The following is a 23,315-nucleotide window of genomic DNA, read 5'->3' on the forward strand; positions in this document are numbered from 1 at the left end:
GTCTGGTTTAATCCCGAAAGTAATGCTTAAAAATGATACTTGAGCAGCAGGTTTATGTTGCGTTCATTGGAGTCGATACCGAAGGAGCCGTCCTTGATACCGAATTTATCGTTCCAATGCACGTACTCGATGCCTGCATACAGGGATTTCGGCTGGCCCCAGCGGGCGCCGACATCCCATTTCAGCTGGGATGCAAAATTCATGCTCGGGTGCGCGTCCGCCGACGCACTGGTCCAGTCGATAAAACCGTCGTAGAGGAAATCCGCGTTGCCAAGGGCAAACGGCAGTGCCCACACCAGGGTCAGCTGCTCGTTGTCCGCCCTGTCGTCATTGATGCGGTGGTAGATATTGGCCTGCACATAATTGAAGCCCGGCACTGCCAGGTCAAAGCCGATGCCCGCCAGCCTGTTGGTGAAGTGCGGCCCGGTGGCGGTTAGATGGTTGGGATCGTCCATATTGCCGAACTCGAGTGTGCCGGCAGCCAGTACGTCCTTTACCGGCCCGAGAGACAGGTCGCGGCCACTGAGCTTGCCCAGGCTCAGGCGCGGTGACACCTCGGTGTAAAGCTCGTCGGAGCCCGCATCGGAGGCCAGGTAATCGGCGAACATGAACAGGTCGCCCCAGCTGTGGCCACTGGCGTGCTCGAAGGTCACCACGTTGCGGCTGGAATCGTCCGTGTCCAGGCTGTAGTCGACCTCGTAGTCATTGCCGTACAGATAGCTGAGGCTGTTGTCCTGCCACAGCATCTCGGCCTGGGCCAGGAACGGCAGTGATAGGGCAGCCAGGCCGGCGGCCAATCGGGAAGAAATTGACAGGGAAGACAGGGACAGCTGCATCGGGTACCTCTGGGTCAGCAAACCGCGGTAAAGCTCGCCCCGCGCTGGCGTCCGGCCGTCCTGTCCGGCATCTGGTTAAAAAATGAGCGCGGAATTTACCGGATTCATGACCGGATTTCCAACTTTTTACCGGGCGGATTGCATGCGTGGACATGCTGTGGGAATAGCGGTCCCACATGAAGGGAAAAGCGGGGAAATAATTCCGGCATCGGGGTGGCTGGCCAGTCTGTAGGAGGCCGTTGCTGGACTCAGCTCTCCACAGTAGCGGCCCCGGGGGTATGGTTATCGACTGGAGTGGGAAGCGCGTCGAGCAATTCGAAAATGCCCTCTTCCCGCAGGACCCGCATGCCCAGCCGCTGTTCGGAAATGCCGCTACGCAACCGGTAGTCGAAGCGCAGGCGCCCCGCAGTCTCTTCCGCCTCGAAGTAACGGCAATCGACCTGGCCATTGGCGACGTGCAGGTGGTCCCTGAGCTCAATATGGTGGGAGGAGAACATAAACAGGCAGTTCTCCCTTGCCGACAGGCGCTCCAGGATGGCCAGCGAAGCATCGAAGGCATCCTTGACGTTGGTTCCCTTGAAAGGCTCGTCCATCAGCGCCACCACTTTGTGGCCGTCGGTCACTGCCTGTGCCACTGCCTTTACGCGCAGGGCCTCGGCACGGAAATAGCTGACGCCCTGGCGCAGGTCATCGGAGAGGGAGATGGAGCTGAACAGCCACTGTACCGGCACAAAGCGGAAACTGGTTGCCGGGACGCCCATGCCCAGCTGGGCCAGGTAGAGCGCGGTTGCGAATGCACGCAGGTAGGTTGTTTTACCGGCCATATTGGGACCGGTGAGGAAGAGCACGCGCTGGTCCTGGTTGAGTGCAACCGGGTTGGCCACCGGTCGCTCGAGATAGGGATGCACCAGTCCCTCCACATCCACCCGCGGCAGTCCCTGCTCTATAACCGGCATGTTGAATCCGTGCTTGCGAGTGGCCTCTGCCATGGCGAACAGGGCATCGATCTCATAGACCAGTTCCAGCAGCCGTGTGACGGTGTTTTTCTCCTGTGTCCGCAAGACCTGGTCCAGGCGCAGCATGCGCCACATGCCCCAGTGGCCGATTTCCTGGTCGGGAACGCGGGCCATGTGAGGGCGCCTAAGCAGTGAGCGCATCTCCCGGATAAGGGGAACCAGTTCGCCACGGAGCGACGCCAGCCCGGGCTGGACCAGGAAGGCGCGCAACGCCCGTATCATCCGGGCGGTGGCCTGCACGCCGCGCACAATACTGAAATAGTGGCTGTCCTGGTTGGTCCACATCTGCAGCGCACCCAGCGCGAACTCAAGCGGGTTGCGGTAATCCACGGCGGGCAGTATTTCGCGCATATAGGCCTCCGTGCTGACGATGACGTAGGCCGATGGCAATTTGGAAAATACCTGGGGGTGGGTGGCGATAAAGGTGACGGATTCCTGGGTGCTGCGAATCCGCACAGCAGTGGACCACGGTTGCTCCATGCGTCGGCGCAGTACCGCGGCACCGCCCTCGGTGCGCGACTGGTTGCAGAAATCGAACAGACTGGCCTGGCCGGCGCCGGCCTCAAAAATTTCCAGGTCCTTGAATGTATTGCTATCGAGGCCGAGGATTTCATCGGGGGCACAGCGATCGGTCATGGGCAGGATTCCCGTTCAGTAAGGAAGGCTGGCGTTACCTCGTGCCGGTATTATTGCCGTGTGTGGCAGAAGTGCGGGACCAGGGTTTCCTGCATCACCACAGGAAGCATCATGGCAAGTATTTATCCCGGCGTAAAATTATACGGAAAATTTACGCGCCATTATGGCCAGCAACTCTCGCCATGCACCACTTTGCTAAGCTTCAGGCTTCGAAGCGCATCGAGTGCTGGAAGCCGGTCATCCGTTTGCCGGATTCGTCCAGCCCGGGGAGGCACCTTGCTGGAATACAAACTCTATTACTGGGCGTTGCCGTTTCGCGGCAATTTTATCCAGCTGTTCCTCGAGGAGGTGGGGGCGCAGTATGAACGGCACGACGCCGGGGAGATTTACCCGGAACGCAGCCTGGGAATCCACAATCCCGGCATGGCGCCGCCCTATCTCTACGAATGCAAGAGCAAAACCTACTTTGCCCAGATGCCGGCCTGCCTGATGCACCTGGGCCGCGAATACGATTACCTGCCGAGGCGCGCTGAGACCCATACGCTGGCACTGAAGACAATCCTGGACTGCAACGACGTGTTGATGGAAATCACCAACAGCAACGGGCAGGTGATGTGGACAAAAAGCAACTGGGAGGCATTCCGCTACGCACGCCTGCCGGAATGGATGAAGGTATTCGAGAACACCGGCCTGCGACATGGGCTGAAAGATGGCGGCAGCAATGGCATGGGCTTCCTGCTGGGTTCCCGGCTGACGGTCGCCGATATTGCCACTGCAGCCCTGTTCGGCGCCATGGTGTATTCGTTCCCGGAGCTGCAAGGTGACCTGCAGGAGAACGCGCCCCATATCGCCGGCCTGTGCCAGCGGGTGGAGGCTCGCCCGAATATCAGGCGTTTCCTGGCGGAGCAGCGGGAGGAAATGGGGCGGGGTTACTGCGGCGGCCAGATCGAGGACTCCCTGCGCAAGATGATCGGGTAGCAGCTGCATGGCTGGGCATGCCGCCCGGTCAAGTCACATAAAAAAGGGGCGGCCAGTTGGCCGCCCCTTCTGGATTACCGCATTGTATTAGCGGTTCACCTTCGCCGGATTCAGGATTTCTCCAGGTCGAACCGGTCCAGGGTCATGACCTTGGTCCAGGCGTCGACGAAGTCCTGAACGAACTTTTCCTGGTTACCGTTCATGGCATACACCTCGGCCACTGCGCGCAGTTCCGAGTTGGAGCCGAAGATCAGGTCCACGGGAGTGGCGGTCCACTTCATTTTGCCGGTCTTGCGGTCATAGCCCTCGTAGAGGCCGTTCTCCTCGGCAGACTTCGACCACCTGGTGGACATGTCCAGCAGGTTCACGAAGAAGTCGTTGGTCAGTGCCCCCGGGCGGTCGGTAAATACACCGTGCTTCACATCATCGTGGTTGGCACCGATGGCACGCATACCGCCGACCAGTACCGTCATTTCCGGCACGCTCAGTGTCAGCAGGTTGGCACGGTCGACCAGCATATCCACCGGTGCGAAATGCGCATCCTCGGTGTAGTAGTTGCGGAAGCCGTCGGCCTTGCGCTCCAGGAAGCTGAAGGCCTGGACGTCAGTCTGCGCCTGGGTTGCATCGTTGCGGCCCGGGGTGAACGGCACCTCGATATCGTGGCCCGCTTTTTCTGCCGCCTGCTCAATGGCAGCTGCGCCACCGAGGACGATCAGGTCGGCCAGTGATACCTGCTTGTTACCGGATGCCTTGCGGTTGAAGTCTTTCTGGATGCGCTCGAGACGATCCAGTACCCCGTCCAGCTCCGCGGGATCGTTAACGGCCCAGTCGTTCTGCGGGGCCAGGCGGATCCGGGCACCATTGGCACCACCGCGCATATCGGTTCCGCGGAAGGTGGAGGCAGAAGCCCAGGCGGTGCGCACCAGTTCCGGTACGGACAGGCCGCTCTCCAGCACTTCGGCTTTCAGTTCACGGATATCGGCATCGTCTACCAGGGTGTAGTCCACCGCCGGGATCGGGTCCTGCCAGACCAGGGTTTCTTCCGGTACCTCGTCACCCAGGTACAGCGCCCGCGGGCCCAGGTCACGGTGAGTCAGCTTGAACCACGCCTTGGCGAAGGCCTGCTGGAATTCTTCCGGGTTGTTCTGGAAGCGCTTGGCGATCTTCTGGTATTCCGGGTCGAAGCGCAGCGACAGGTCGGTGGTAAACATCATCGGTGCGTGGCGCTTATTGGCGACGTGCGCGTCCGGGACGATTTTCACCTGTTCCGCATTTTCCGGCTCCCACTGGGTCGCACCGGCCGGGCTCTTGGTTTTCTTCCACTCGAAGCCAAACAGGTTATCCAGGAACTGTGAGCTCCAGGCGATAGGGTTGGCGGACCAGGCGCCTTCCAGGCCACTGGTTACGGTATCTTCCGCGTTACCCTTGCCGCACTTGTTCTTCCAGCCGAAGCCCTGTTCCTCGATGTCGGCACCGGCCGGGGCCGCGCCAACACACTCTTCCGGCTTGTGCGCACCGTGGGCCTTACCGAAGGTGTGGCCACCGGCGATCAGGGCTACCGTCTCCTCATCGCTCATTGCCATGCGACCGAAAGTCTCGCGAATGCGCTTGGCGGCAGCCTTCGGGTCCGGGTTGCCGCCGGGGCCTTCCGGGTTTACGTAGATCAGGCCCATCTGCGAGGCGGCGAGGGGTTTTTCCAGCTTCTTGTCGCCCTGGTAACGCTTGTCGTTACCCAGCCATTCGCGCTCGGAACCCCAGTAGACCACGTCGGCTTCCCAGTCGTCCTCGCGGCCACCGGCGAAGCCGAAGGTTTCGAAGCCCATGGATTCCAGTGACACGTTACCGGCCAGTACCATCAGGTCGGCCCAGGAAATCTTGTTGCCATATTTCTGTTTAACCGGCCACAGCAGGCGACGGGCCTTGTCCAGGTTGCCGTTGTCGGGCCAGCTATTGAGCGGCTCAAAGCGCTGCTGGCCACCGCCGGCACCACCGCGACCGTCGTAAACACGGTAGGTGCCGGCACTGTGCCAGGCCATGCGGATAAAGAAGGGGCCATAGTGGCCGTAGTCTGCCGGCCACCAGTCCTGGGAGGTGGTCAGTACCTTCTCGATATCGCTCTTCACCGCATCCAGGTCGAGGCTCTGGAACGCTTCCGCGTAATCAAAGTCTTCGTCCATCGGGTTGGATTTGGCTGCGTGCAGGCGCAGCGGCTGCAGGTCGAGTTTCTCCGGCCACCAGTCCTGGTTGGACATGGGCGTGTCGTTGGCGCTGGCGCTGCCAGCAATGGCAACGGCAAGTGCCGCGGCTATGGGTAGGCTTTTCTTAAACATCGGGTTGCGTCCCTTATTGTCATCATCGATTACACGAGCGAAGGCTATAGAGGTACGCAATTCGAAGGAAATTAGACCTTGTTATCGCTTTGATAGAGGAGACCAATCTACAGTGATAGCGAAATTATATCTGGCTGATTGGTCCTTCCTATTAGTAGTAGCTGCTCCCAATCCGGATGCAGCGTAAAAGGCTTCCCGGCTTTTTGCCCGGCGCCGCTGCAGCGTCCCCTGCCAGCCGTGCGTACGCGTGAGCTCTATTTCCGGAGCAGGTTTGGCGCGTACATCATCTCGAGATGCGTTAACCGGCCTGAACTATGATTCGTGCGTCGACGAAGATATTATTAGGATGTTCATAACATTGTGATGATGTTTGGCGTGATTATTTATCTTCCGCCAAGCTATTCTAAAAAGAATAAAGTAATGGAGGCACCATGAAATCCAATTGTCTGCACCTGGCCATTCCCGCCGGTGACCTGGAAAAAGCCAAGGCCTTTTACTGCGACGTGCTGGGATGCAAAACCGGTAACAGCGAGGAAGGCCGCTGGGTGGATATCGACTTCTGGGGCAACGAACTGACCCTGCACCAGAGTGAGGAGCAGCTGCCGAATGTGCGCCACGAAGTGGATATGGGTGCTGTCGCCGTCCCGCACTTCGGCATCCACCTGCCGGACGACGAGTTCCAGGCGCTGAAGGGCCGTATCGAGGAAGCCGGGCTCGAATACCTGGATAAACCTTACCGTCGTTTCGTCGGCGATGAGTACGAGCAGGAGACGTTCTTTATCAAGGACCCGAACGGCAATGTGCTGGAGATGAAGTCGATGGTGAACCCGGAATTGATGTTCAAGTAACTGTTACTGCCAACGCCCGGGGCCCTGTCCGGACGGCCCCTCTGTTACCCCTGCATCGCGCTGAGGGCGATCCTGTTACCGGTCATTCAGGCCCTTCCCGTCGAGTATATCCTGGATGCATTTCTCCACCCGGCTTGCCCGTGTCTCCGATTGCCTGGCGCCACCAAAGTGGAGCAGGTAGCCGCGCTGACGCCCGGGAGTCAGGGCCGCAAAGGCGGCCTTTAATTCAGGCATGGCGTCCAGTTTGTGCTGGAATTCCTCTGGCACGGGAAAGTCTTCTGTCTTCCTGAAGGCTACCTTTTTCCCGGACTTTTCAACCTCAATGGCATCCGCAATATAGCGACCGAGACTGCCTTTCATCCCATCAATCTGCTGCGCGCTGGTGAAAGGTATGCGGCGTGCCGATTGTGTGTTCTCACCGGGTTTTTCCAGTATGCGGTCCGGGTCCTGAAGCAGGGCGCCCTTCGTAAACAGGAGGGCGCAGAATCCCTTGAAGCCCTGCATGATGACTACATTACTGTCTCCCAGTGTGTAACAGGGCTTGCCCCACTTCAGCTGCTCGTCGAGCTCACTCTGCAGTAGCAAGGCGCGGAGGGCATTAAACTCCTCTTGCCATGATCTGGAAGACGTGAAGAAACGATCGGCGTGTGGGTTCTTTTTCGTCACAAGAGATGCCCCGGCAGTGAGAGATTCCAGGAAAGTGTTGCCAGTATATGGCGGCAACTTGCAGGCGGAATAGCGTTGCGCCTGCTTATTCACAGGTGTGTGACCTGGGCCTCACCGGGAGGAGGGGCAGCAGCACCGATTGGCTGCAGGAAAGCGTAACTGGAGCCTGCTCAGCCGAATGCGGAGAAGCTCATCAGGCCCAGGCAGGAAAGCAGGCCTACCGCGGGTATCCAGGCGGGGTAGCAGATTACGCCTTCCTCGCGGCCGGCCCCGTGGGCCTTGATGGTGAGTAGCGCACTGTTCACCAGGCAAAACACCAGCAACATGATAAAGCTGGTGATCTTTGCCAGGGCGGTGAGCGGTAGCCACAGGGCGAAGGTGAGGATAAACGCCCCGATCAGCAGGGTGGCTATCACCGGCGTCCGTGTCCTGGGATTCACCTTGGCCAGGAACCCCGGTGCCATCTGCTTCTTTGCCATCCCGTACAGCAGGCGGGATGCCATGATGATCTGCACCAGTGCCCCATTAACCACCGCGAACAGGCTGATCACGCCGATAAATGCCGGTGAATAACCGGCATTGGTGACCATGGTGGCCAGGGGCGCTTCGCTCCGGGCCAGCTCTGCTACCGGCAGGGTGCGCACCGCCAGTGCGGCAATCACCATATACAGCACCGTCGACGTGCAGATGGCCAGCAGTATCGCCCGTGGCAGGGTTTTCCGTGGGTTCTTGACCTCCTCGGCAGTATTGACCATATCCTCGAAGCCGATAAATGCATAGAAGGCCAGGAAGCTGCCTACCAGTAGACCGGGCACGGCATCCCATTTGGGCAGCGCGGTAATCGCACTCCATGTATTGGCCGGGGTGGCATTGCGGCTGGCGTAAATCACAAACAGCAGGCCACCCACCTCGATCAGTGTGACCAGCATGACGGTGAGTGCGGACTCATTGATGCCCCACAGGGCAATCAGCGTCAGCAGTGTCACCAGCAGGGTGATGGCCAGTGCATCCGGAACCTGGACAAAGATCGCCAGGTAGCCGACAAAGCCGTTGGCAATTGTGGCCGCCGATACAATTCCGGTGAGTGCCACCAGCGCGGCCACAACCTGGGCCGGCCATCGCCGTTGCCACGCCTGCCAGATATAGGCAGCGGAGCCCGCGCTTACAGGGAATCGTGACGCCAGCTCCGCGTAAGACAGTGCCGTAAATCCGGCAATAATACCCGCCAGTAAAAACGCATACGGAAGTGCCATGCCCGCCGCCCCGCCCACTTTGCCTACCAGCACGTAGATGCCGGCGCCGATAATGGTGCCGATGCCATAGAAGCTCACTACGGGCAGGGAAAGAGAGCGTTTTAGGGGAACTATCCCGGGCATCTGTCTATATATCGGTTTGCATCAGGGTGGTCTAGGATTTTAGCGCGACTTGCCGGTAAGCGCGGTGTCTGCGGATAGGGCATGAAATGTAGGCCGGTGTTACCCGGGAGCAGTCCGGCGGGAATTTGGTTGAAATCAAGCCAAGCTATGTGTGAAGCCGTTCGATAACTGCAAGGAGAGGTGCGCCCGATGGGTAAATACCGGATATGTTTTGTAGCAGGATCTGCATTGGTTTTGGTCCTGGCGGCGATTCTCTTCAAGCCGCAGATTTCAACTGCGATAGAGAACCAGTATGTCCTCTGGCACCTGGATCGCTTGGATGCAGAACGCTATCACGTGACGACTTTGCCAACCGTATTCCATGTGATGGTGAATAAAGGCAGGCACAGGTTTGTCTTCTATTACCGGGGTGTGTCAGATATATCCCGGCAGGTTTCTGCGGCAAACGAATTCCTGTCGGGTTGGCCCGGCAATCGATCCCGGTGTGAAAACCGGGACTTGCCGGGGCAGGAGGCCTGCCTTATTGCGGGCAGTACGGCAGTGTTGGAGCACTGACTATAATTTATAGGGCCAATATCCGGGGTTTATTATCACAAACGGCGCGAACTTGTACCCGGGGATCAAGCTGTAAGTTTGCCATTGTCCATATGGCTGTCGAATGATGGGCTACCTGCCGAGCAGCAAAGCTAGAAAAGAAACTGGTAAACGGCGCGCGTTGAGCAGTAAGGGTTGAGCGGGCAGGAGTTTGGGGCCGGTCCGCTGGCCGGACAAGGGAAAGCGGGGTCAGAATTGATAAAACCGGTAGCGCCCAAGCTCTGTGCGGATGTGGCTCACTACTTCGTTACTGAGCTGGCGGTAATCCGGGTAGGGCGTCAGTAACAATCGCTTCTCCGCATCAATGCGCACAGATGGACACCCGGGCAGCGGCTCCGCCGATTGCCCCAGGCTGCCAAAGCGCTGCAGGTTGTCCTTGCCGCCGATCCAGTGCCAGCAGGCGCTGTCAGATAATATGGACGTAAAGCAGAGTGCTGTATGGCGAAACAGCGCTTCATCCCTGAACTGGCGCCAGCCCTCGGCGTCCGGGCTCGCGACCTTGGCCAGCAGGTTGACAATCTTGCGCCAGTGGTTGGAGTTGGCGTCGATTAACCGCTGGCTGTCGGGGGCTGCAGCGAGTTGCGACAGGCCATTCGGGCGATGGGGCAGGTAAAGGGCGAGTCGCGGCTCGGGGCAACCCAGCGTATCTATTGATGTCATTTTTTTATCCCAGCAGCGATAGGTACCCAGGGGAGTCGACAGGTCTGTTTCACGGCCGGTATAGGCTTGCAGCTGGCTCGACAGTGCTGCAGTCATTCCCGGCGCGCGGCAAAGTAAGCCCGAATTGGATCGCGTACCACTTCCTCAGCAGGTCCCTCCGGCAGCTTGATGGTGTCCGGGTGGAATGGGTGCCAGGCCTCCGCGCGGGAAACCCATAGTTCATGGGTGGGGGCAAAGATACCCTGGTCATCGAGGCTGGCCACGGTCAGCATTTCCACCACCGGCGATGCGGGCCAGTGCGCCGATATCGGCGAACCGCACGCACTGCAGAACTGCCGGCGCAATTCGCGACCACTCTCCGCCTTTACATCGTAGTGATGCATCTTCCCGGAAAGGTAGGTGAGCCTGTCCCGCGGCACGAACACAAAGGCCGAAAAGGCACCGCCGCTGGCGTGCTGGCAATCGCGGCAGTGGCAGATAAACTGCACCAGGGGTCCTGCCGTGGATTCGTACCGCACCTGGCCGCAGGCGCAGCCACCTCGCAGTGGGGTCATTACCAACCTCCTCCAGGGAAAGTTTTATGGTTCAGTGCCCGGTTAACGGGGCGGCATCGCCAGTTCGGCGATTGACTCGGCCTGCGGTAACCGGCATTTTGTGCCGACTCATTGATCCCCACCGGGCGACTAAAGTCAATACCGCCACCGCCAGCCCCGATGGCAAGCCCTTCGTCCCGGCCGTGTGATTTGCCTTGTGGACTTGTCCGTGATCCAGCCAGCAGGAGCCTATGCCGAACACAGCAGAACCCAGCACCAGTGCACCAGTCGAGAAACCGGTAGTCCGGGGCTCATCCACGATGAGCTTCCGCGAGATGATGGCCGAGCTCTGGCAGTTTATGCGCCCGTATAAAAAGGTCCTGGTGGCTGCGGGGGTAGCGCTGGTGTTTACTGCGGGCATTACCCTCTCCATTGGCCAGGGAATCCGACTGCTGGTGGATGAGGGACTGGTGGAAAGCTCCGGTACCGCGTTGCGAACCGCGGTGCTGGTACTGATGAGCCTGGCCCTGCTGATGGCTGTGGGTACCTACGCGCGCCATTACCTGGTGTCCTGGCTGGGCGAGCGCGTGGTGGCGGACCTGCGCAAGGCGGTGTTCGACCATATCGTGACGCTGCATCCCAGTTATTTCGAGATGAACCGCAGTGGCGAGATCATGTCCCGGCTCACTACCGATACCACCCTGCTGCAACATATCATCGGTACCTCCTTCTCCATGGCACTGCGCAGCTCGCTGATGTTTGTCGGCGCGCTGGTACTGCTGTTGTTCACCAACCTCAAGCTGAGCCTGATGGTGCTGGTGGGCGTGCCGCTGGTGCTGCTGCCGATCGTGCTCTACGGCCGGCGGGTGCGGAAGCTGTCCAAGGCCAGCCAGGACTCGATTGCCGATGTGGGCAGCTACGCCGGTGAGATTATCCAGCATATAAAAACAGTGCAGAGCTACACCCGCGAGGAACACGAGAAACAGGCGTTCGGCCGCGAAGTGGAAACCGCATTCCGGGTGGCCAGGCGGCGCATACGCCAGCGGGCCCTGCTGATCGCGGTGGTGATACTGTTGATGTTCGGCGCGGTGAGCGCGCTGCTGTGGGTGGGGGGCAACGACATGATTGCCGGGCGCATCACCGCCGGGGACCTGGCCGCCTTTGTGTTCTACGCCATGCTGATGGGCTCGGCGCTGGCGACTATCTCCGAAGTCTACAGCGAGCTGCAGCGCGCCACCGGCGCCACCGAAAGGCTGGTGGACCTGTTGCAGGTGGAAGCGGAAATCCCGGTCAGCACGGGCGGTGACAGGCCTGTGTCATCTGTGAATGCGAGGGAAGGCCGGGTTGCCTTCGAAGAGGTTGATTTCAGCTACCCCTCCCGGCCCGACCAGCCCGCGATCCGGGCGCTGAGCCTGGTGGTGGAAGAGGGCAAGAGCCTGGCCCTGGTGGGCCCGTCCGGCGCCGGCAAATCCACCCTGCTGGAACTGCTGCAGCGCTTCTACGACCCGCAGGCGGGGCGCATCACTTTAGATGGCGTGGATATCCGGGAAATAGACACGAGCGTACTGCGTCGTGAAATGGCCGTGGTGCCGCAGCAGCCGGCCCTGTTCACCGCGGATGTCTGGTACAACATCCGCTATGGCAGGCCCGATGCCAGCGACGAGGAAGTGATTGCAGCGGCGAAGGCCGCCCATGCCCACGAGTTTATCCGGCAGCTACCGGCAGGCTATGACAGTCACCTGGGCGAGCAGGGCGCCCGGTTGTCCGGCGGGCAGAAGCAGCGCCTGGCAATTGCCCGCGCGATACTGAAAGACCCGAAAATCCTGCTGTTGGACGAGGCCACCAGTGCGCTGGATGCCGAGAGCGAGTACCACGTGCAGCAGGCGCTGCAGGTGCTGATGCAGGGCCGCACCACCATCATCATTGCCCACCGGCTGGCGACGATTCTGCATGCGGACAGGATTGCGGTATTAGACCAGGGCCAGGTGGTGGCACAGGGTAAGCACCTGGAGCTTATCGACACATCGCCGCTGTACAGGCGCCTGGCGGAACTGCAGTTCCAGGACTCCAGGGCCTAGGCTCCGGACGCCAAAAGACATTGTTATGGCTTGAGGTATTGCCAGTAACTCTCCGGTGCCGGTTTGACCAGGATACCTTTGGAGACAAAATCGGCTTCTGCTTGCTGTATATGTGGTGTGTTGACATGGGCCTCCGAGTCCCAGGTCATGAAAAGCAGAAAAGTTCTGGGGTCCTGGCGTGAGCGATACCAGCGATATTCCCGCATGCCGGATTCGCGGATGCTGGGCAAGTAGACATCTTTCACTACTTGTTCCATTTCTTCGACTTTGTCGCTACTTGCCTCAAAAACTACCGAAACCGTATAGCCGTCCATCCCGCTATCCTCTTCCGAAATATACGTAACAAGGTCGTCCAGGCACTGCTCGTCGCACCATTTGGCGATTTTCCTTCGGCTGCCGGCGGGGACCCAGGCCATTCTAGACCAATATTCTGATCCGGGTTGTCCCGCAATACAGGTCTTGAGCTGCTCTCCGGGACGAAATCGGGGCCCCGCTGTATAAACAAGCGGAGGAGGTGCAGTTCTGACTATTTGGGAGGTCAGAAGCCCGTTGTGGGGTAGAGGGATAATGGGGAGGCGGCGGTGTTTCGAGGCGGGCTTCTACACGAAGCACAAACAAAAACGGGCCCCGCAGGGCCCGTTTTCACATCGATAGTGAGTTAGATCACTACGATGTTTTCAGCCTGGGGGCCTTTCTGGCCTTGAGTCACGGTGAACTCAACTTTCTGGCCTTCGATCAGGGTGCGGAAGCCGGAGCTGGAGATCGCGCTGAAGTGGGCGAAAACGTCCGGGCCGGACTGCTGCTCGATAAAGCCAAAGCCCTTGGATTCGTTGAACCACTTGACGGTGCCGGTAACTGTATTAGACATAACTAATTCCTGAAATTTAAACAGAGTATTGCCTACGGGAGGCGGGTGTTGCTTGGAGGTAAAGACTCTTGAAAACTGCAGGACGAGGTATTACGAGTAAAACAGCGAAGTAGCGGTATCAATAGAGGACTTTCTTTCTAGCAGCCGTCACATTACCCGCAAATGGCGGCGCTGTCTATAAATTGTTCAGCTTTTTTCCTGGCGCAGCTCACCGCCTGTGCCGGGGAGCCGCGCCAGTACTGTTAAGTCAGTCGAGCCGTCAGGCCGCGCGGGCTTCCGCTCGTGCCCGGTCCACCAGGTACTCGTCGTAGGTGCCCTGGAAGTCATACAGCCGCTGGTCCTTGATCTCCAGCACCCGGGTCGCCAGCGAAGAGACAAACTGGCGGTCGTGGCTGACGAAGATCAGGGTGCCCTCGTACTGGGACAGCGCTTTGTTCAGTGCCTCGATGGACTCCATATCCAGGTGGTTGGTGGGCTCGTCCATGACCAGCACATTGGTGTCCATCATCATCAGCTTGCCGAACAGCAGGCGGTTCTTTTCGCCACCGGAACAGACCCGGACCCTCTTGTTGGCGTCGTCTGCGGTAAACAGCAGGCGGCCGAGTATGCCGCGGACTATCAGGTCATCGTGCTTGGGTGTGCGCCACTGGGACATCCACTCGAAGATGGTGAGGTCGTTGTCAAAGTCCGCGCTGCTGTCCTGTGGGCAGTAACCAATGGCGGCATTCTCGGACCACTTCACCACGCCGTTGTTCGCCTGCAGTTCGTCCACCAGGCAGCGCAGCAGGGTGGTCTTGCCCACGCCGTTCTCGCCGATCACCGCCAGGCGAGCACCGGCTTCCAGCAGCATCTCACCGCCGGCAAACAGCTGTTCGCCGTCAAAGCCATGGCCGATGCCCTCCAGGGTCAATGCCTGCCGGTGCAGTTTCCTGCACTGCTGGAAGGTGATGTAGGGTTTCACCCGGCTGGAGGGTTTCACCTCGTCCAGCTTGATCTTTTCCATCTTCTTGGCCCGCGAGCTGGCCTGCTTGGCCTTGGACGCGTTGGCGGAGAAGCGGTTTACAAAACTCTGCAGCTCTTCCAGTTCCGCGGTCTTTTTTGCGTTCTCCGCGTGCAGCTGTTCCTGGATCAAGGTGGAAGCCGCGACAAAGTCCTCGTAGTTGCCCGGGAAGATGCGCAGCTCGCCGTAATCGATATCCGCCATATGGGTGCAGACGGAATTGAGGAAATGGCGGTCGTGGGAAATGATGATCATGGTGGAGCGGCGCTGGTTCAGCACTTCCGCCAGCCAATGGATCGTATGGATATCCAGGTTGTTGGTGGGCTCATCCAGCAGCAGGATATCCGGGTCTGCGAACAGTGCCTGGGCCAGCAGCACGCGCACCTTCCAGCCGGGTGCCACCTGCTTCATCAGGCCGAAATGCAGCGACTCCTCGATGCCCGCTTCCAGCAGGATCTCGCCGGCGCGGCTCTCGGCGCTGTAGCCGTCCAGTTCCGCGAACTGCACCTCCAGCTCCGCCACGCGCATGCCCTCTTCCTCACTCATTTCCGGCAGCGAGTAGATGCGGTCGCGCTCCTGCTTGATCGCCCACAGGCGGGCATCGCCCATGATGACCGCGTCGACCACCGAGTACTCCTCGAACGCAAACTGGTCCTGGCTCAGGATGCCCAGGGTGCAGCCGGGTTCCATGGACACATTGCCAGAGGTCGGCGCCAGCGCGCCGCTCAGGATCTTCATAAAGGTGGACTTGCCACAACCATTGGCCCCGATCAGGCCATAGCGGTTGCCGTTGCCGAACTTGGCGGAGATGTTTTCAAACAGCGGCTGGGCACCAAACTGCATGGTGATGTTGGCGGTGGTGATCAAGAGCGTATTCCCGGGGGCTTTAAGGTGGGCGGTATCAGTGGGGTCCGCCATCGCAGGTGCGTAGGGCGGGCCGCGCACTATAAGGGCTGACGGGCGGGGTGTCGAGGAATTTGGCTATTAGTTGTACAGCCTGGAGTGTCGGAATCCGGGGCTGGTAGGGGCTTTCTAAGTAGTTGGGCCGGATATATCCGGGTCCCCGCACTCTGCAAGATTGCTATCCATCAAGCCATCGCGATGGCCAGGAGTCTCTCGGCCTGGCGGCGCAACTCGACCCGCAAGTCTGACGGCGTGAGAATATCGAAGGTAAATGGCAGTCGCACCAGCTGCGCCGCAAACCAGTTCAGGCAGCCGGTGTGCGCCCGCCATAACACGGAATCCCCTTTGGGGGTCAGCAGGCCCAGCTCGTCGCCGAGCACGGCGCTGGCATTTGCCAGGTCCGTATGCAGCAACAGCTCCACTTCAATGCCCGAATCCATGCTGGCAAAACTGCTGGTGAGATAAGCCGCAGCGTCAAAATCCTGTGGCCGTTGAAAAGGAACTTCCAGCCGGCGCAACTGCTGCATTCGGTCGAGGCGAAAGGTGCGGAGATCTGCGCGCAGGTGGCAGTGGCCCACCGCATACCAGCGACCGCGGCGGAACACCAGGCCATAAGGGTCGAACTCGCGCCGCGTCGCGCTCCCGTTACTGCTACCGCCGGTATAGTCGAATACCGTGCGGCATCGGTTCTGGGTAGCGGCGGCCAGGGTTGCCAGCGTGACACTGGCCGGCGCCGCCGTCGGCACCAGGTCCAGGGTGACGCTATCACCGAGCGCGCGCAGTTGCTGTTTCAGTTTCTGCGGCATGACCCGTTCCAACTTGGCCCGGGCACTGGCGACGGCGGTGGAGACCTCGCCCACACTGAGGCTGCTTGCCGCCAGCAGACCGAGAGAGATGGCCAGCGTCTCCTCGTTGGTGAACATCATCGGCGGTAGCTTGTAACCAGACACCAGCCGGTAACCGCCGTAGCGCCCGCGCTCGGCCATCAAGGGAATGCCAATCTCCTCAAGGGTCGCGATGTAGCGACGCAGCGTACGGCCGTCCACGCCGAGCATTTGCGCCAGTTCGCTACCACTGGCATTGCCATGGATCTGCAACAACTCCAGCAGTGCCAGCACCCGTGTCGTCGGATTCGACATCTCTTGCATCCCGAAAAATTTATTAGGGCGGAATATAGCCTATTTAACAACTACAGTGCTCTCGTTCCTGTCACAGGTCCTGACAACCGAAGAGAAATGAAGAGCAACGGAGAGCTGCTATGCAAGATGAAGTGATGTTCTATACCAACCCCCAGTCCCGCGGTCGTATTGCGCGCTGGATGCTTGAGGAAGTGGGCGCGCCCTATCGCACAGAGGTTCTCGAATATGGCGGTAGCATGAAAGCGCCCGCCTACCTGAAGATCAACCCGATGGGCAAAGTGCCGGCCATCGTGCACCGCGACCAGGTGGTGACGGAGAGCGCCGCCATCTGTGCCTATCTGGCGGAAGCCTTCCCGCAGGCGGGACTGGCCCCGCTGCCCGAAGAGCGCGCCAGTTACTACCGCTGGCTGTTCTTTGCCGCCGGACCGCTGGAGGCGGCGATTATCGACTTCAAGACATTCAGTGTGGAACCGGATGCGCAGCAGCAGATGACGGTGGGCTACGGCAGCTACGCGGCCGCGCTCGACAGTCTTTCCAGCTGGCTCAAGGGCCACACCTATGTAACGGGCGAGCGCTTTACCGCCGCCGACGTCTATGTGGGAGCTATGATCGTCTGGGGGATGGAATTCGGTACGATCGAAAAGCGGATCGAATTCATCGACTACGCGCAGCGGGCCACAGCGCGCGATGCCTATCACCGCGCCACGGAAAAAGATGATGCACTTGAGGCAACAGCCTGACGAAAAGACCCACCCCGACAGCTGTCACTGTGGCATGCGCTCATTAGGGAAGGGGGCATGAAGGAGATAGGCGGCGACTATGTCGCCGCCTATTTGTCGATGTGAGGAAGCGTTGACTACCGGCGAGCCTTAACGCAAACATACACCGAATTGGTCGATTCCCCACTCAGGAAAGGGTTATAGAAAGAGACTACATGTGAATCCACAGTCTCGAACACCGTTCGCAGCAATGCCTCAAAGTTCTCCTCCGGCAGGTTCTGCGACCACATGGCAAATACGCCCCCGGACTTCAGCTGCTCAGCCATCAGCGCTAGGTTTTCGGTGGTATAGAAGCCGGCATTGGCGGCATTCAGGTATTCGGTGGGGGAGTGGTCGATATCCAGCAGGATGGCATCGAACTTCTTCCCCGGGGTTGCTGGGTCAAAGCCCGCCTCCGGGGCCGTGGCCAGGTCGAAGAAGCTGCCGTGCACATAGCGATTGCGTGCGTCGGCGTTGAGGATCTTGCCCAGGGGCACCAGTTCATTCTTATGCCAGCCGATGACCGTATCCAGCGCCTCCACCACCAGCAGCTCATCAATGCGCTCGTCCTTCAGTGCCGCCACGGCGGTATAGCCCAGGCCCAGCCCACCGACGACCACATCGAGCCTGTCGCCCTGCACGGCGGCCAGGCCTAGTGTAGACAGGGCCTCTTCTGCCTCCACAAACATACTCGACATCAGGAACTCGTCGCCCAGCTTCACCTCGTAGATATCCCTGTCCCCCAGTGCGGGAATGCGTCGCCTGCGCAGGGAGATTTCACCCAGGGGGGAGGGCTGGCTGTCGATTTCTTCAAAAAGGAGGGACATGGGGTGTTCCTAGGATATTTGCTGGGTTACGGCCGGCGGTTGAGCCAGATTATTCCATATTGAGCCGAGGCAGGTAACTGCCACCATCAGTGCCTGGCCTACATCTCCCGCAGCACATCCGTTGAGCGCCTGAGGATGTCGAAGCCGGGCGCCTTAGCCACTGCTCAGCAGGGTAATAGCGTTGGGGTAACTGACCATTGGAGAGTTAGAGTCGCGTAACCTTCAGGCGAGCTGCGATAAAGCTCCGCTTTATCGCTAAAAGTTGCGTTCTGCTACTCAGCCTGATGGGTAAAAAGTGGAAAAATAAAACAGTGCACAGCCCATCTGGCATCGCGAGTATTACCCGATAGACGATTAACTCCCGCCTGCACTGGTTAGATGATCAGCCCCTTCTCCTTCTTTTCTGGTCGGGTTGCACACTGGGTTAGTGCCTACTCTTCACACCTGTGGTACCAAAAATGGTGCCACATATCTAGGTCATCCGGATTCTTATCAAAGACCACATCTCCATCATGAGTGGCGAATTTCAAAATGGAGACATGCCAGTCTGTTTCAGGAATGTAGTACATTTTTATTAGGTTTAGAGAGTTTTCTGTCCACTCCCTGTAAGTATCGCCCTTTACCTCAAAACGCAATACTTCGTCACCGAGTTTATTAGAATTATATTTCGCTTGATGGGACTCGAAATCATAAGAAAAATATTCCGTATCACATTTTTTGGGCTGCCAGGCCCACACACCCTCCAGGTATTTTTCGGCGTTAGCTTCTATTACAGGAACAGCTCTATAGAACTTCATCTTATCGTCGGTGCCATAGGAATAAATAAAAGTGTTGTCTTCAGCCGAGTCCACTTGCCTTAAAAAAGCACTGATTCGATCGGACCTGTCGGGATGCTGCTTTTCGCCAGGAAATATGCTTTTGTTGATTTTCTCACTTAGCCGTATCTCTTCTGTCCTGAGGTCGACAATGATTAACGGTTTAAAAGAGCCATCGGCCTTGAAGTTGTAGTAGCTGAACCAGATTCCTTCAAGTGCCAGTGCAATGCTGGGTAGTGCAAAAAGTAAGCTAGAGACGAAGTATTTCATTTTGTGGCCATGAGGTAACGTCATTCATAGTGAAAGCCTGGCGAGCTATACCCGGATATAATTTACGGTTTATAGCGTTGCTGTAGCGTTTTCAGGGCTCAGCGCCAGACTTTCGCCTGCCTCAATTTTTCTGCAAGGCGATCGGCGATATCGAAACGGGGCGCCTTCGCTGCGTTGGTCAGCAGGATGATGGCGTTGCCCTCTCTGGGATAGCTGAGCAGCAGGGACTTGTAACCACGTATACTGCCAGGGTGGCGAGCGATAAAGCGGCCATCCACCTCGTAGACCTGCCATCCCAGGCCGATGTGAATATCTCCCCATGTGGTCTTCACGCGCGGTTCCAGCATTTGTGAATAGCTGGCTCTGCTGAGCAGCCTGTTATCCTGGTTCAGGGTGGCCACCAGCCAGCGCCCCAGATCTCCGGCAGTGGAAACCACTCCTTCACTGGGGTAAAAGCTGGTATCGAAAGGCCGCCGCTGGGCTTCGGTCAGCACCTTGCCTTGATATGTTGGCGATACCTCGGGAGCGGTACCCTGTTGGCCGTCATAGTAGCCGCTGTGCCGCATGTTCACGGGCGTGAGTATGTGCTGCTGGATGTAATCAGGGAAAGCCTTGCTGCTAGCCCTGCTGATAATGGCTCCCAGGAGGTTAAAGCCGGTATCGCTGTATTCGAAGCCGTGCTCGGTACCAGTGATCTCCATCGCGGTATTGACCAGCGCGAAATAGGCTTGTTCCGTTCTCTGTTCTTCAGTGCCAACTGGCCGAACCAGGTCGCTCAGGCCCGAGCTGTGGGTGAGCAGTTGCCGGATGGTGATGGGGGATTGTTCGAAACCGGGCAGGTAATCCGCAATCGGGTCATCCAGGTCTAGCTTGCCAGCCTCAGCCAGCTGCATAATAGCCTGGGCTGCAAACAGCTTGGAGATGGAAGCGATACGGAACCTGGTATCCCCCGTGACTGGCACCTCTTGCTCCTGGTCCTCGTAGCCGGCCCCGCCCGTATAGACCAGCTCTCCAGACGCGATAACGGCGACGGAGAGTGCCGGAATCTCAAAGTCCCTGGCGATGGCATCAAGCTCGCGATCAAGGCCGGCGCCAGGCCCACCGTGACTGGCTGTTTCCATTGCCAAAGCTGGTGAACATAGCAGGGAGATCAGCAGCACTATCTTTCCCGTCAATCGCATGGTCTTACTTTTATCTCTTCTTCTTGTGTGGGCTTTCCGGGAATAGCTGGCAGAGAGGTTCAGAGCGCGTAGCGGCCTATATAGTGCGCGATGTCCTTGATGCGGGCCTTGCCGCTGAACTCAAACCTCACCCTGCCAACCTCGGAGAAATAGAGTTCCAGTTCGCTGTCGATATCGAGTGTACCCGAGGTCTCGATAGAGAAGGCGACGATATTCTTGTAAGGCAGGGAAGTGAAAGACCTCTTGCTGCCAGTGATGCCCTGGATATTGACCGCGATAATGCGCTTGCTGGTGAATACCACCCCGTCGCGCATGGACTTGAAAGCATCCAGCACTTCCTCGCCATCCATCAAAAGCTCGGATACTTTTTCAGCGTAGGAATGCTTCTGCTTGAGCTTGAAGATGGTCTTGTTTTCGAAATCGATCATGATGCCTTCCCCCTTGTACATATGCTGACTGGCCTGGGGCCAGAATCTGGATAATTACATGGAATTGCGCAAATAGAAATGACCTGGGTCGCGGATATAAAAGCCTGAAAATTAGGCTGCGCCTGTGCGCCTGTGCGCCTGTGCGCCTGTGCGCCTGATAGAGACTCCGTTTCCCCTTGGCGCACTCACCGACTACCGCCTGTCGCGCGCAAAGTCTGCCGATCTCCGCCGCCACTTGGGGCTGGAAAGATGAAATACGCGCCGCCTACCAGTGCATGCTGGAACCGGCACAGCAGGGCCCGGAACAGCGCTTCCGCGCACGGTGCCAGGCCGAACTGAAGGCCGGCTGAACCAGTCCGGAAAAAGCCAAAAAAAATTTCAGCCCATTGTCGAATACCAGCACTTCCGTTCGACTAACTATCAAGACGCATGAATTCAGCAGGGCAACCCGCAGTGCATCACAGTGGTCTGCTGCCCATTTGGGCACTATGGAGTTATTAATGAAAAGGCAAATAGATTGTTGACCCGCCTGCGCGATCATACACGCGACTGAGACAACCAACGGAACAAAGAACAGGGGAAACACCATGACTGGCACCGTAAATTTACATCGTATCCTGCGCGCCCCGACAGAGCGCGTGTATCGCGCCTTCCTGAATCCCCAGGCAATGGCCAAATGGCTGCCGCCGGATGGCTTTTACGCCAATTTCGACTACCTGGAGCCGGAGGTGGGCGGCACCTTCAGGGCCTCGTTTATCAACTTCAGCAATGGCCAGAGCCACTCTTTCGGCGGCGAATACCTGGAGTTGGTGGAGAACGAACGGATCCGCTACACCGACACCTTCGACAACCCGCATCTCCCCGGCACCATGCAGGTGACGGTGACCCTGAAGCCCGTGTCCTGTGGTACCGAGCTTAAGATCGTCGCGGAGGGCCTTCCCGCAATGATCCCGGTGGAAATGTGCTACCTGGGCTGGCAGGAGTCACTGCTGGCACTGGCCCGCCTGGTCGAACCGGAAATCAGTGAGTGATTTTTACCCGCTAAACATGCAATCGATACCACCAATGTAAGGAACGACAATGAAAAACTACCTCGCCATGTACCTCGGCACTCCCGGCTCAATGAAAGGATGGGAGCACCTGTCCGAAGAAGAGCGCCAGCAGCGCATCCAGGAAGGCATGGCCGCCTGGGGCGACTGGATGGAAACCCATAAGGACATCCTGGTGGAGTCCGGTGGACCGCTGGGCAAAACCAAGCGTATTGACTCCGCCGGCATCACCGACACCAGTAATAACATGACCGGCTATGTCATTATCAAGGCGGACAGCCACGACGCCGCGGCAAAGCTATTTGAGCACCACCCGCATTTCAGTATCTTTCCCGGTGACTGCGTGGAAGTGATGGAGTGTATGCCGATTCCGACCCCATAGAGCCTCCCGCTTTGGGGTCATGAGTTTAAAAGGGGCCACTGTTATTGCAGGAGTTCGAATGCGGTGGCCAGCCTGAAACCAGGCAAGGGGGTTATTCGCCCCGATACTGGCAAAGGGAAAAAACCTTCAATCCCTGTTGCCCGAGCTTTTCACTGCCCCCCAGGTCCGGCAAGTCAATAATCGCACAGGCCTCGACAACTTCCGCCCCCAGTCTGCTGATCAGGCTGCTGGCTGCCAGCAGGGTGCCGCCGGTGGCAATCAGGTCATCCACCAGGATAACCCGGTCCCCGGCCCGCAGGGCGTCGGCATGCAGTTCAACTTCGGCAGTGCCGTATTCCAGCTGGTAGCTTTCGGTAATGGTGTCAAAGGGCAGCTTGCCCTTCTTGCGCACAGGAACAAAGCCGGTTTTCAGTTCATAGGCGAGTGGGGCACCCAGGATAAAGCCCCTGGCATCCACACCGACCACCGCGCTGATATCGGCGTCAAAATAGCGCTGCACGAGGGTATCTATCACACAGCGGAAGGCCCGGGCATTTTCCAGCAGGGTAGTAATGTCCCGGAACTGCACACCGGGTTCGGGCCAGTCGGGGATGGTGCGTATATACGATTTTGGGTCAAAGCCCTGGCTCATTATTAACCTTCGATATGCAGAGAATGATCTTGGAAGGACTAACTGTACTGGCTTGGCGGGTAGGGTCAATATGGACGGGAATGTCCTGGCCCATTGCCTCGCCTGGCTTGCTGTTATTGAGCCGGTTCTTACGGGGGGAGTATTCAGGCGGGGATTGTGCCTTTTTCGCCAGGGAGGCAGGCCGTTGATTTGGCCAGGTTAATTCTTTCCCCGGTGTTGTTGTCAGCTTTTCCCCCAGGGATTGTCGCTGCTGAAGGTGGCCAGGTAGAGCTGCTCCACTTTAGTCCGTGCCCAGGGGGTCCTGCGCAGGAACTTGAGGCTGGACTTCACCGACGGGTTACTCTTGAAGCAATTGATATCGATGCGTTCGGCCAGCCCCTCCCAGCCATAGTGCTCTTCCAGCTCCTCGACGATAGTGGCGAGCTTGATGCCGTGGAGGGGGTTGTTGGGCTGGGATTGCTGCATAGGGATTTGGTGACGATCCTAGCTTATCGGGTGGTTTGCCGTCTTTCG

General features: G+C 58.4%; 24 protein-coding genes. 7 read left to right on the forward strand and 17 right to left on the reverse strand.

Features of this window, described 5'->3' with window-relative positions; all coding sequences use genetic code 11:
* Positions 1 to 26: 26 nt before the first annotated feature.
* Positions 27 to 836 carry an outer membrane protein OmpK gene (locus tag ACH6CX_RS16310; RefSeq protein ID WP_396675927.1) on the reverse strand — a complete coding sequence of 270 codons (810 nt, stop codon included), beginning with the start codon at positions 834 to 836 and terminating at the stop codon, positions 27 to 29.
* Between the two features lie 248 nt (positions 837 to 1,084).
* Entirely contained in the window at positions 1,085 to 2,488 is a 1,404-nt protein-coding gene (locus ACH6CX_RS16315; protein ID WP_233006616.1) for a hypothetical protein, read from the reverse strand.
* A 276-nt stretch (positions 2,489 to 2,764) separates the two neighbouring features.
* Between ACH6CX_RS16315 and ACH6CX_RS16320 the strand changes: the two genes are divergently transcribed.
* Positions 2,765 to 3,466 (forward strand): glutathione S-transferase family protein, encoded by a 702-nt coding sequence (locus ACH6CX_RS16320; protein WP_396675929.1) that lies wholly within the window; start codon positions 2,765 to 2,767, stop codon positions 3,464 to 3,466.
* Between the two features lie 110 nt (positions 3,467 to 3,576).
* Here the strand turns inward: ACH6CX_RS16320 and katG are convergent, their stop codons facing one another.
* Positions 3,577 to 5,796, reverse strand: coding sequence for a catalase/peroxidase HPI (katG, locus tag ACH6CX_RS16325; protein ID WP_396675931.1), 2,220 nt, complete (start codon positions 5,794 to 5,796; stop codon positions 3,577 to 3,579).
* Between the two features lie 431 nt (positions 5,797 to 6,227).
* Here katG and ACH6CX_RS16330 point away from each other — a divergent pair, with 431 nt between their 5' ends.
* Positions 6,228 to 6,644 (forward strand): VOC family protein, encoded by a 417-nt coding sequence (locus tag ACH6CX_RS16330; protein WP_233006613.1) that lies wholly within the window; start codon positions 6,228 to 6,230, stop codon positions 6,642 to 6,644.
* A 75-nt stretch (positions 6,645 to 6,719) separates the two neighbouring features.
* On the opposite strand, the gene ACH6CX_RS16335 is transcribed toward ACH6CX_RS16330, so the two are convergent.
* Together ACH6CX_RS16335 and ACH6CX_RS16340 are read right to left on the reverse strand one after the other, a co-directional pair.
* Positions 6,720 to 7,310: a YdeI family protein gene (locus tag ACH6CX_RS16335; RefSeq protein ID WP_233006612.1), complete on the reverse strand. Its 591-nt coding sequence runs from the start codon at positions 7,308 to 7,310 to the stop codon at positions 6,720 to 6,722.
* A gap of 170 nt (positions 7,311 to 7,480) precedes the next feature.
* Complete coding sequence (locus tag ACH6CX_RS16340; protein ID WP_396675933.1) at positions 7,481 to 8,686, reverse strand: APC family permease; 1,206 nt, start codon at positions 8,684 to 8,686, stop codon at positions 7,481 to 7,483.
* A 189-nt stretch (positions 8,687 to 8,875) separates the two neighbouring features.
* Here ACH6CX_RS16340 and ACH6CX_RS16345 point away from each other — a divergent pair, with 189 nt between their 5' ends.
* Positions 8,876 to 9,241, forward strand: coding sequence for a hypothetical protein (locus ACH6CX_RS16345; RefSeq protein ID WP_396675935.1), 366 nt, complete (start codon positions 8,876 to 8,878; stop codon positions 9,239 to 9,241).
* A 228-nt stretch (positions 9,242 to 9,469) separates the two neighbouring features.
* On the opposite strand, the gene ACH6CX_RS16350 is transcribed toward ACH6CX_RS16345, so the two are convergent.
* Together ACH6CX_RS16350 and ACH6CX_RS16355 are read right to left on the reverse strand one after the other, a co-directional pair.
* The gene (locus tag ACH6CX_RS16350) at positions 9,470 to 9,940 is read right to left on the reverse strand and encodes a DUF6942 family protein (RefSeq protein ID WP_237063064.1); all 471 of its coding nucleotides are present in this window, start codon (positions 9,938 to 9,940) and stop codon (positions 9,470 to 9,472) included.
* 92 nt (positions 9,941 to 10,032) lie between these two features.
* Positions 10,033 to 10,494 (reverse strand): GFA family protein, encoded by a 462-nt coding sequence (locus tag ACH6CX_RS16355; protein ID WP_233006608.1) that lies wholly within the window; start codon positions 10,492 to 10,494, stop codon positions 10,033 to 10,035.
* 299 nt (positions 10,495 to 10,793) lie between these two features.
* Between ACH6CX_RS16355 and ACH6CX_RS16360 the strand changes: the two genes are divergently transcribed.
* Complete coding sequence (locus tag ACH6CX_RS16360; protein ID WP_396675997.1) at positions 10,794 to 12,551, forward strand: ABC transporter transmembrane domain-containing protein; 1,758 nt, start codon at positions 10,794 to 10,796, stop codon at positions 12,549 to 12,551.
* Between the two features lie 23 nt (positions 12,552 to 12,574).
* On the opposite strand, the gene ACH6CX_RS16365 is transcribed toward ACH6CX_RS16360, so the two are convergent.
* From ACH6CX_RS16365 to ACH6CX_RS16380, 4 genes are all read right to left on the reverse strand, one after another.
* Positions 12,575 to 12,967, reverse strand: a complete 393-nt coding sequence (locus tag ACH6CX_RS16365; protein ID WP_396675938.1) for a putative quinol monooxygenase — start codon at positions 12,965 to 12,967, stop codon at positions 12,575 to 12,577.
* A gap of 242 nt (positions 12,968 to 13,209) precedes the next feature.
* Positions 13,210 to 13,419, reverse strand: a complete 210-nt coding sequence (locus ACH6CX_RS16370) for a cold-shock protein (protein ID WP_233006605.1) — start codon at positions 13,417 to 13,419, stop codon at positions 13,210 to 13,212.
* Positions 13,420 to 13,678: 259 nt separating this feature from the next.
* Positions 13,679 to 15,286, reverse strand: a complete 1,608-nt coding sequence (locus ACH6CX_RS16375) for an ABC-F family ATPase (RefSeq protein WP_396675940.1) — start codon at positions 15,284 to 15,286, stop codon at positions 13,679 to 13,681.
* 221 nt (positions 15,287 to 15,507) lie between these two features.
* Positions 15,508 to 16,461 carry a YafY family protein gene (locus ACH6CX_RS16380; RefSeq protein WP_233006603.1) on the reverse strand — a complete coding sequence of 318 codons (954 nt, stop codon included), beginning with the start codon at positions 16,459 to 16,461 and terminating at the stop codon, positions 15,508 to 15,510.
* A 119-nt stretch (positions 16,462 to 16,580) separates the two neighbouring features.
* Here ACH6CX_RS16380 and ACH6CX_RS16385 point away from each other — a divergent pair, with 119 nt between their 5' ends.
* Complete coding sequence (locus ACH6CX_RS16385) at positions 16,581 to 17,201, forward strand: glutathione S-transferase family protein (RefSeq protein ID WP_233006602.1); 621 nt, start codon at positions 16,581 to 16,583, stop codon at positions 17,199 to 17,201.
* A 116-nt stretch (positions 17,202 to 17,317) separates the two neighbouring features.
* On the opposite strand, the gene ACH6CX_RS16390 is transcribed toward ACH6CX_RS16385, so the two are convergent.
* The 4 genes from ACH6CX_RS16390 to ACH6CX_RS16405 form a co-directional block, all read right to left on the reverse strand.
* Positions 17,318 to 18,046 carry a spermidine synthase gene (locus ACH6CX_RS16390; protein WP_233006601.1) on the reverse strand — a complete coding sequence of 243 codons (729 nt, stop codon included), beginning with the start codon at positions 18,044 to 18,046 and terminating at the stop codon, positions 17,318 to 17,320.
* 431 nt (positions 18,047 to 18,477) lie between these two features.
* The gene (locus ACH6CX_RS16395; RefSeq protein WP_233006600.1) at positions 18,478 to 19,131 is read right to left on the reverse strand and encodes a hypothetical protein; all 654 of its coding nucleotides are present in this window, start codon (positions 19,129 to 19,131) and stop codon (positions 18,478 to 18,480) included.
* 98 nt (positions 19,132 to 19,229) lie between these two features.
* A complete protein-coding gene (locus ACH6CX_RS16400) occupies positions 19,230 to 20,252 on the reverse strand; it encodes a serine hydrolase (protein ID WP_233006599.1) in 1,023 nt (340 codons plus the stop codon).
* Between the two features lie 119 nt (positions 20,253 to 20,371).
* A complete protein-coding gene (locus ACH6CX_RS16405) occupies positions 20,372 to 20,740 on the reverse strand; it encodes a PH domain-containing protein (RefSeq protein WP_233006598.1) in 369 nt (122 codons plus the stop codon).
* Between the two features lie 587 nt (positions 20,741 to 21,327).
* On the opposite strand from ACH6CX_RS16405, the gene ACH6CX_RS16410 reads away from it, so the two are divergent.
* On the forward strand, positions 21,328 to 21,771 hold the full coding sequence (locus ACH6CX_RS16410) for an SRPBCC family protein (protein ID WP_233006597.1): 444 nt from the start codon (positions 21,328 to 21,330) through the stop codon (positions 21,769 to 21,771).
* A 49-nt stretch (positions 21,772 to 21,820) separates the two neighbouring features.
* Positions 21,821 to 22,171, forward strand: coding sequence for a YciI family protein (locus ACH6CX_RS16415; RefSeq protein ID WP_233006596.1), 351 nt, complete (start codon positions 21,821 to 21,823; stop codon positions 22,169 to 22,171).
* 91 nt (positions 22,172 to 22,262) lie between these two features.
* Here ACH6CX_RS16415 and ACH6CX_RS16420 read toward each other — a convergent pair whose 3' ends face one another.
* Positions 22,263 to 22,802 (reverse strand): adenine phosphoribosyltransferase, encoded by a 540-nt coding sequence (locus ACH6CX_RS16420; RefSeq protein WP_233006595.1) that lies wholly within the window; start codon positions 22,800 to 22,802, stop codon positions 22,263 to 22,265.
* 222 nt (positions 22,803 to 23,024) lie between these two features.
* Complete coding sequence (locus ACH6CX_RS16425; protein WP_233006594.1) at positions 23,025 to 23,267, reverse strand: VF530 family DNA-binding protein; 243 nt, start codon at positions 23,265 to 23,267, stop codon at positions 23,025 to 23,027.
* Positions 23,268 to 23,315 lie beyond the last annotated feature (48 nt).

This window comes from Microbulbifer sp. JSM ZJ756 (assembly GCF_044383805.1).
GTDB lineage: Bacteria > Pseudomonadota > Gammaproteobacteria > Pseudomonadales > Cellvibrionaceae > Microbulbifer > Microbulbifer zhoushanensis.

What these genes read in the sequence shown, in the direction of transcription:
- ACH6CX_RS16330 (WP_233006613.1), top strand. Translation starts at nt 6,228, where the DNA reads ATGAAATCCAATTGTCTGCACCTGGCCATTCCCGCCGGTGACCTGGAA.
- ACH6CX_RS16420 (WP_233006595.1), bottom strand. Translation starts at nt 22,802, where the DNA reads ATGAGCCAGGGCTTTGACCCAAAATCGTATATACGCACCATCCCCGAC.
- ACH6CX_RS16425 (WP_233006594.1), bottom strand. Translation starts at nt 23,267, where the DNA reads ATGCAGCAATCCCAGCCCAACAACCCCCTCCACGGCATCAAGCTCGCC.
- ACH6CX_RS16365 (WP_396675938.1), bottom strand. Translation starts at nt 12,967, where the DNA reads ATGGCCTGGGTCCCCGCCGGCAGCCGAAGGAAAATCGCCAAATGGTGC.
- ACH6CX_RS16380 (WP_233006603.1), bottom strand. Translation starts at nt 16,461, where the DNA reads ATGTCGAATCCGACGACACGGGTGCTGGCACTGCTGGAGTTGTTGCAG.
- ACH6CX_RS16400 (WP_233006599.1), bottom strand. Translation starts at nt 20,252, where the DNA reads ATGGAAACAGCCAGTCACGGTGGGCCTGGCGCCGGCCTTGATCGCGAG.
- ACH6CX_RS16405 (WP_233006598.1), bottom strand. Translation starts at nt 20,740, where the DNA reads ATGATCGATTTCGAAAACAAGACCATCTTCAAGCTCAAGCAGAAGCAT.
- ACH6CX_RS16360 (WP_396675997.1), top strand. Translation starts at nt 10,794, where the DNA reads ATGAGCTTCCGCGAGATGATGGCCGAGCTCTGGCAGTTTATGCGCCCG.
- ACH6CX_RS16315 (WP_233006616.1), bottom strand. Translation starts at nt 2,488, where the DNA reads ATGACCGATCGCTGTGCCCCCGATGAAATCCTCGGCCTCGATAGCAAT.
- ACH6CX_RS16410 (WP_233006597.1), top strand. Translation starts at nt 21,328, where the DNA reads ATGACTGGCACCGTAAATTTACATCGTATCCTGCGCGCCCCGACAGAG.
- ACH6CX_RS16370 (WP_233006605.1), bottom strand. Translation starts at nt 13,419, where the DNA reads ATGTCTAATACAGTTACCGGCACCGTCAAGTGGTTCAACGAATCCAAG.
- ACH6CX_RS16415 (WP_233006596.1), top strand. Translation starts at nt 21,821, where the DNA reads ATGAAAAACTACCTCGCCATGTACCTCGGCACTCCCGGCTCAATGAAA.
- ACH6CX_RS16340 (WP_396675933.1), bottom strand. Translation starts at nt 8,686, where the DNA reads ATGCCCGGGATAGTTCCCCTAAAACGCTCTCTTTCCCTGCCCGTAGTG.
- ACH6CX_RS16390 (WP_233006601.1), bottom strand. Translation starts at nt 18,046, where the DNA reads ATGTCCCTCCTTTTTGAAGAAATCGACAGCCAGCCCTCCCCCCTGGGT.
- katG (WP_396675931.1), bottom strand. Translation starts at nt 5,796, where the DNA reads ATGTTTAAGAAAAGCCTACCCATAGCCGCGGCACTTGCCGTTGCCATT.
- ACH6CX_RS16385 (WP_233006602.1), top strand. Translation starts at nt 16,581, where the DNA reads ATGCAAGATGAAGTGATGTTCTATACCAACCCCCAGTCCCGCGGTCGT.
- ACH6CX_RS16350 (WP_237063064.1), bottom strand. Translation starts at nt 9,940, where the DNA reads ATGACATCAATAGATACGCTGGGTTGCCCCGAGCCGCGACTCGCCCTT.
- ACH6CX_RS16345 (WP_396675935.1), top strand. Translation starts at nt 8,876, where the DNA reads ATGGGTAAATACCGGATATGTTTTGTAGCAGGATCTGCATTGGTTTTG.
- ACH6CX_RS16355 (WP_233006608.1), bottom strand. Translation starts at nt 10,494, where the DNA reads ATGACCCCACTGCGAGGTGGCTGCGCCTGCGGCCAGGTGCGGTACGAA.
- ACH6CX_RS16310 (WP_396675927.1), bottom strand. Translation starts at nt 836, where the DNA reads ATGCAGCTGTCCCTGTCTTCCCTGTCAATTTCTTCCCGATTGGCCGCC.
- ACH6CX_RS16395 (WP_233006600.1), bottom strand. Translation starts at nt 19,131, where the DNA reads ATGAAATACTTCGTCTCTAGCTTACTTTTTGCACTACCCAGCATTGCA.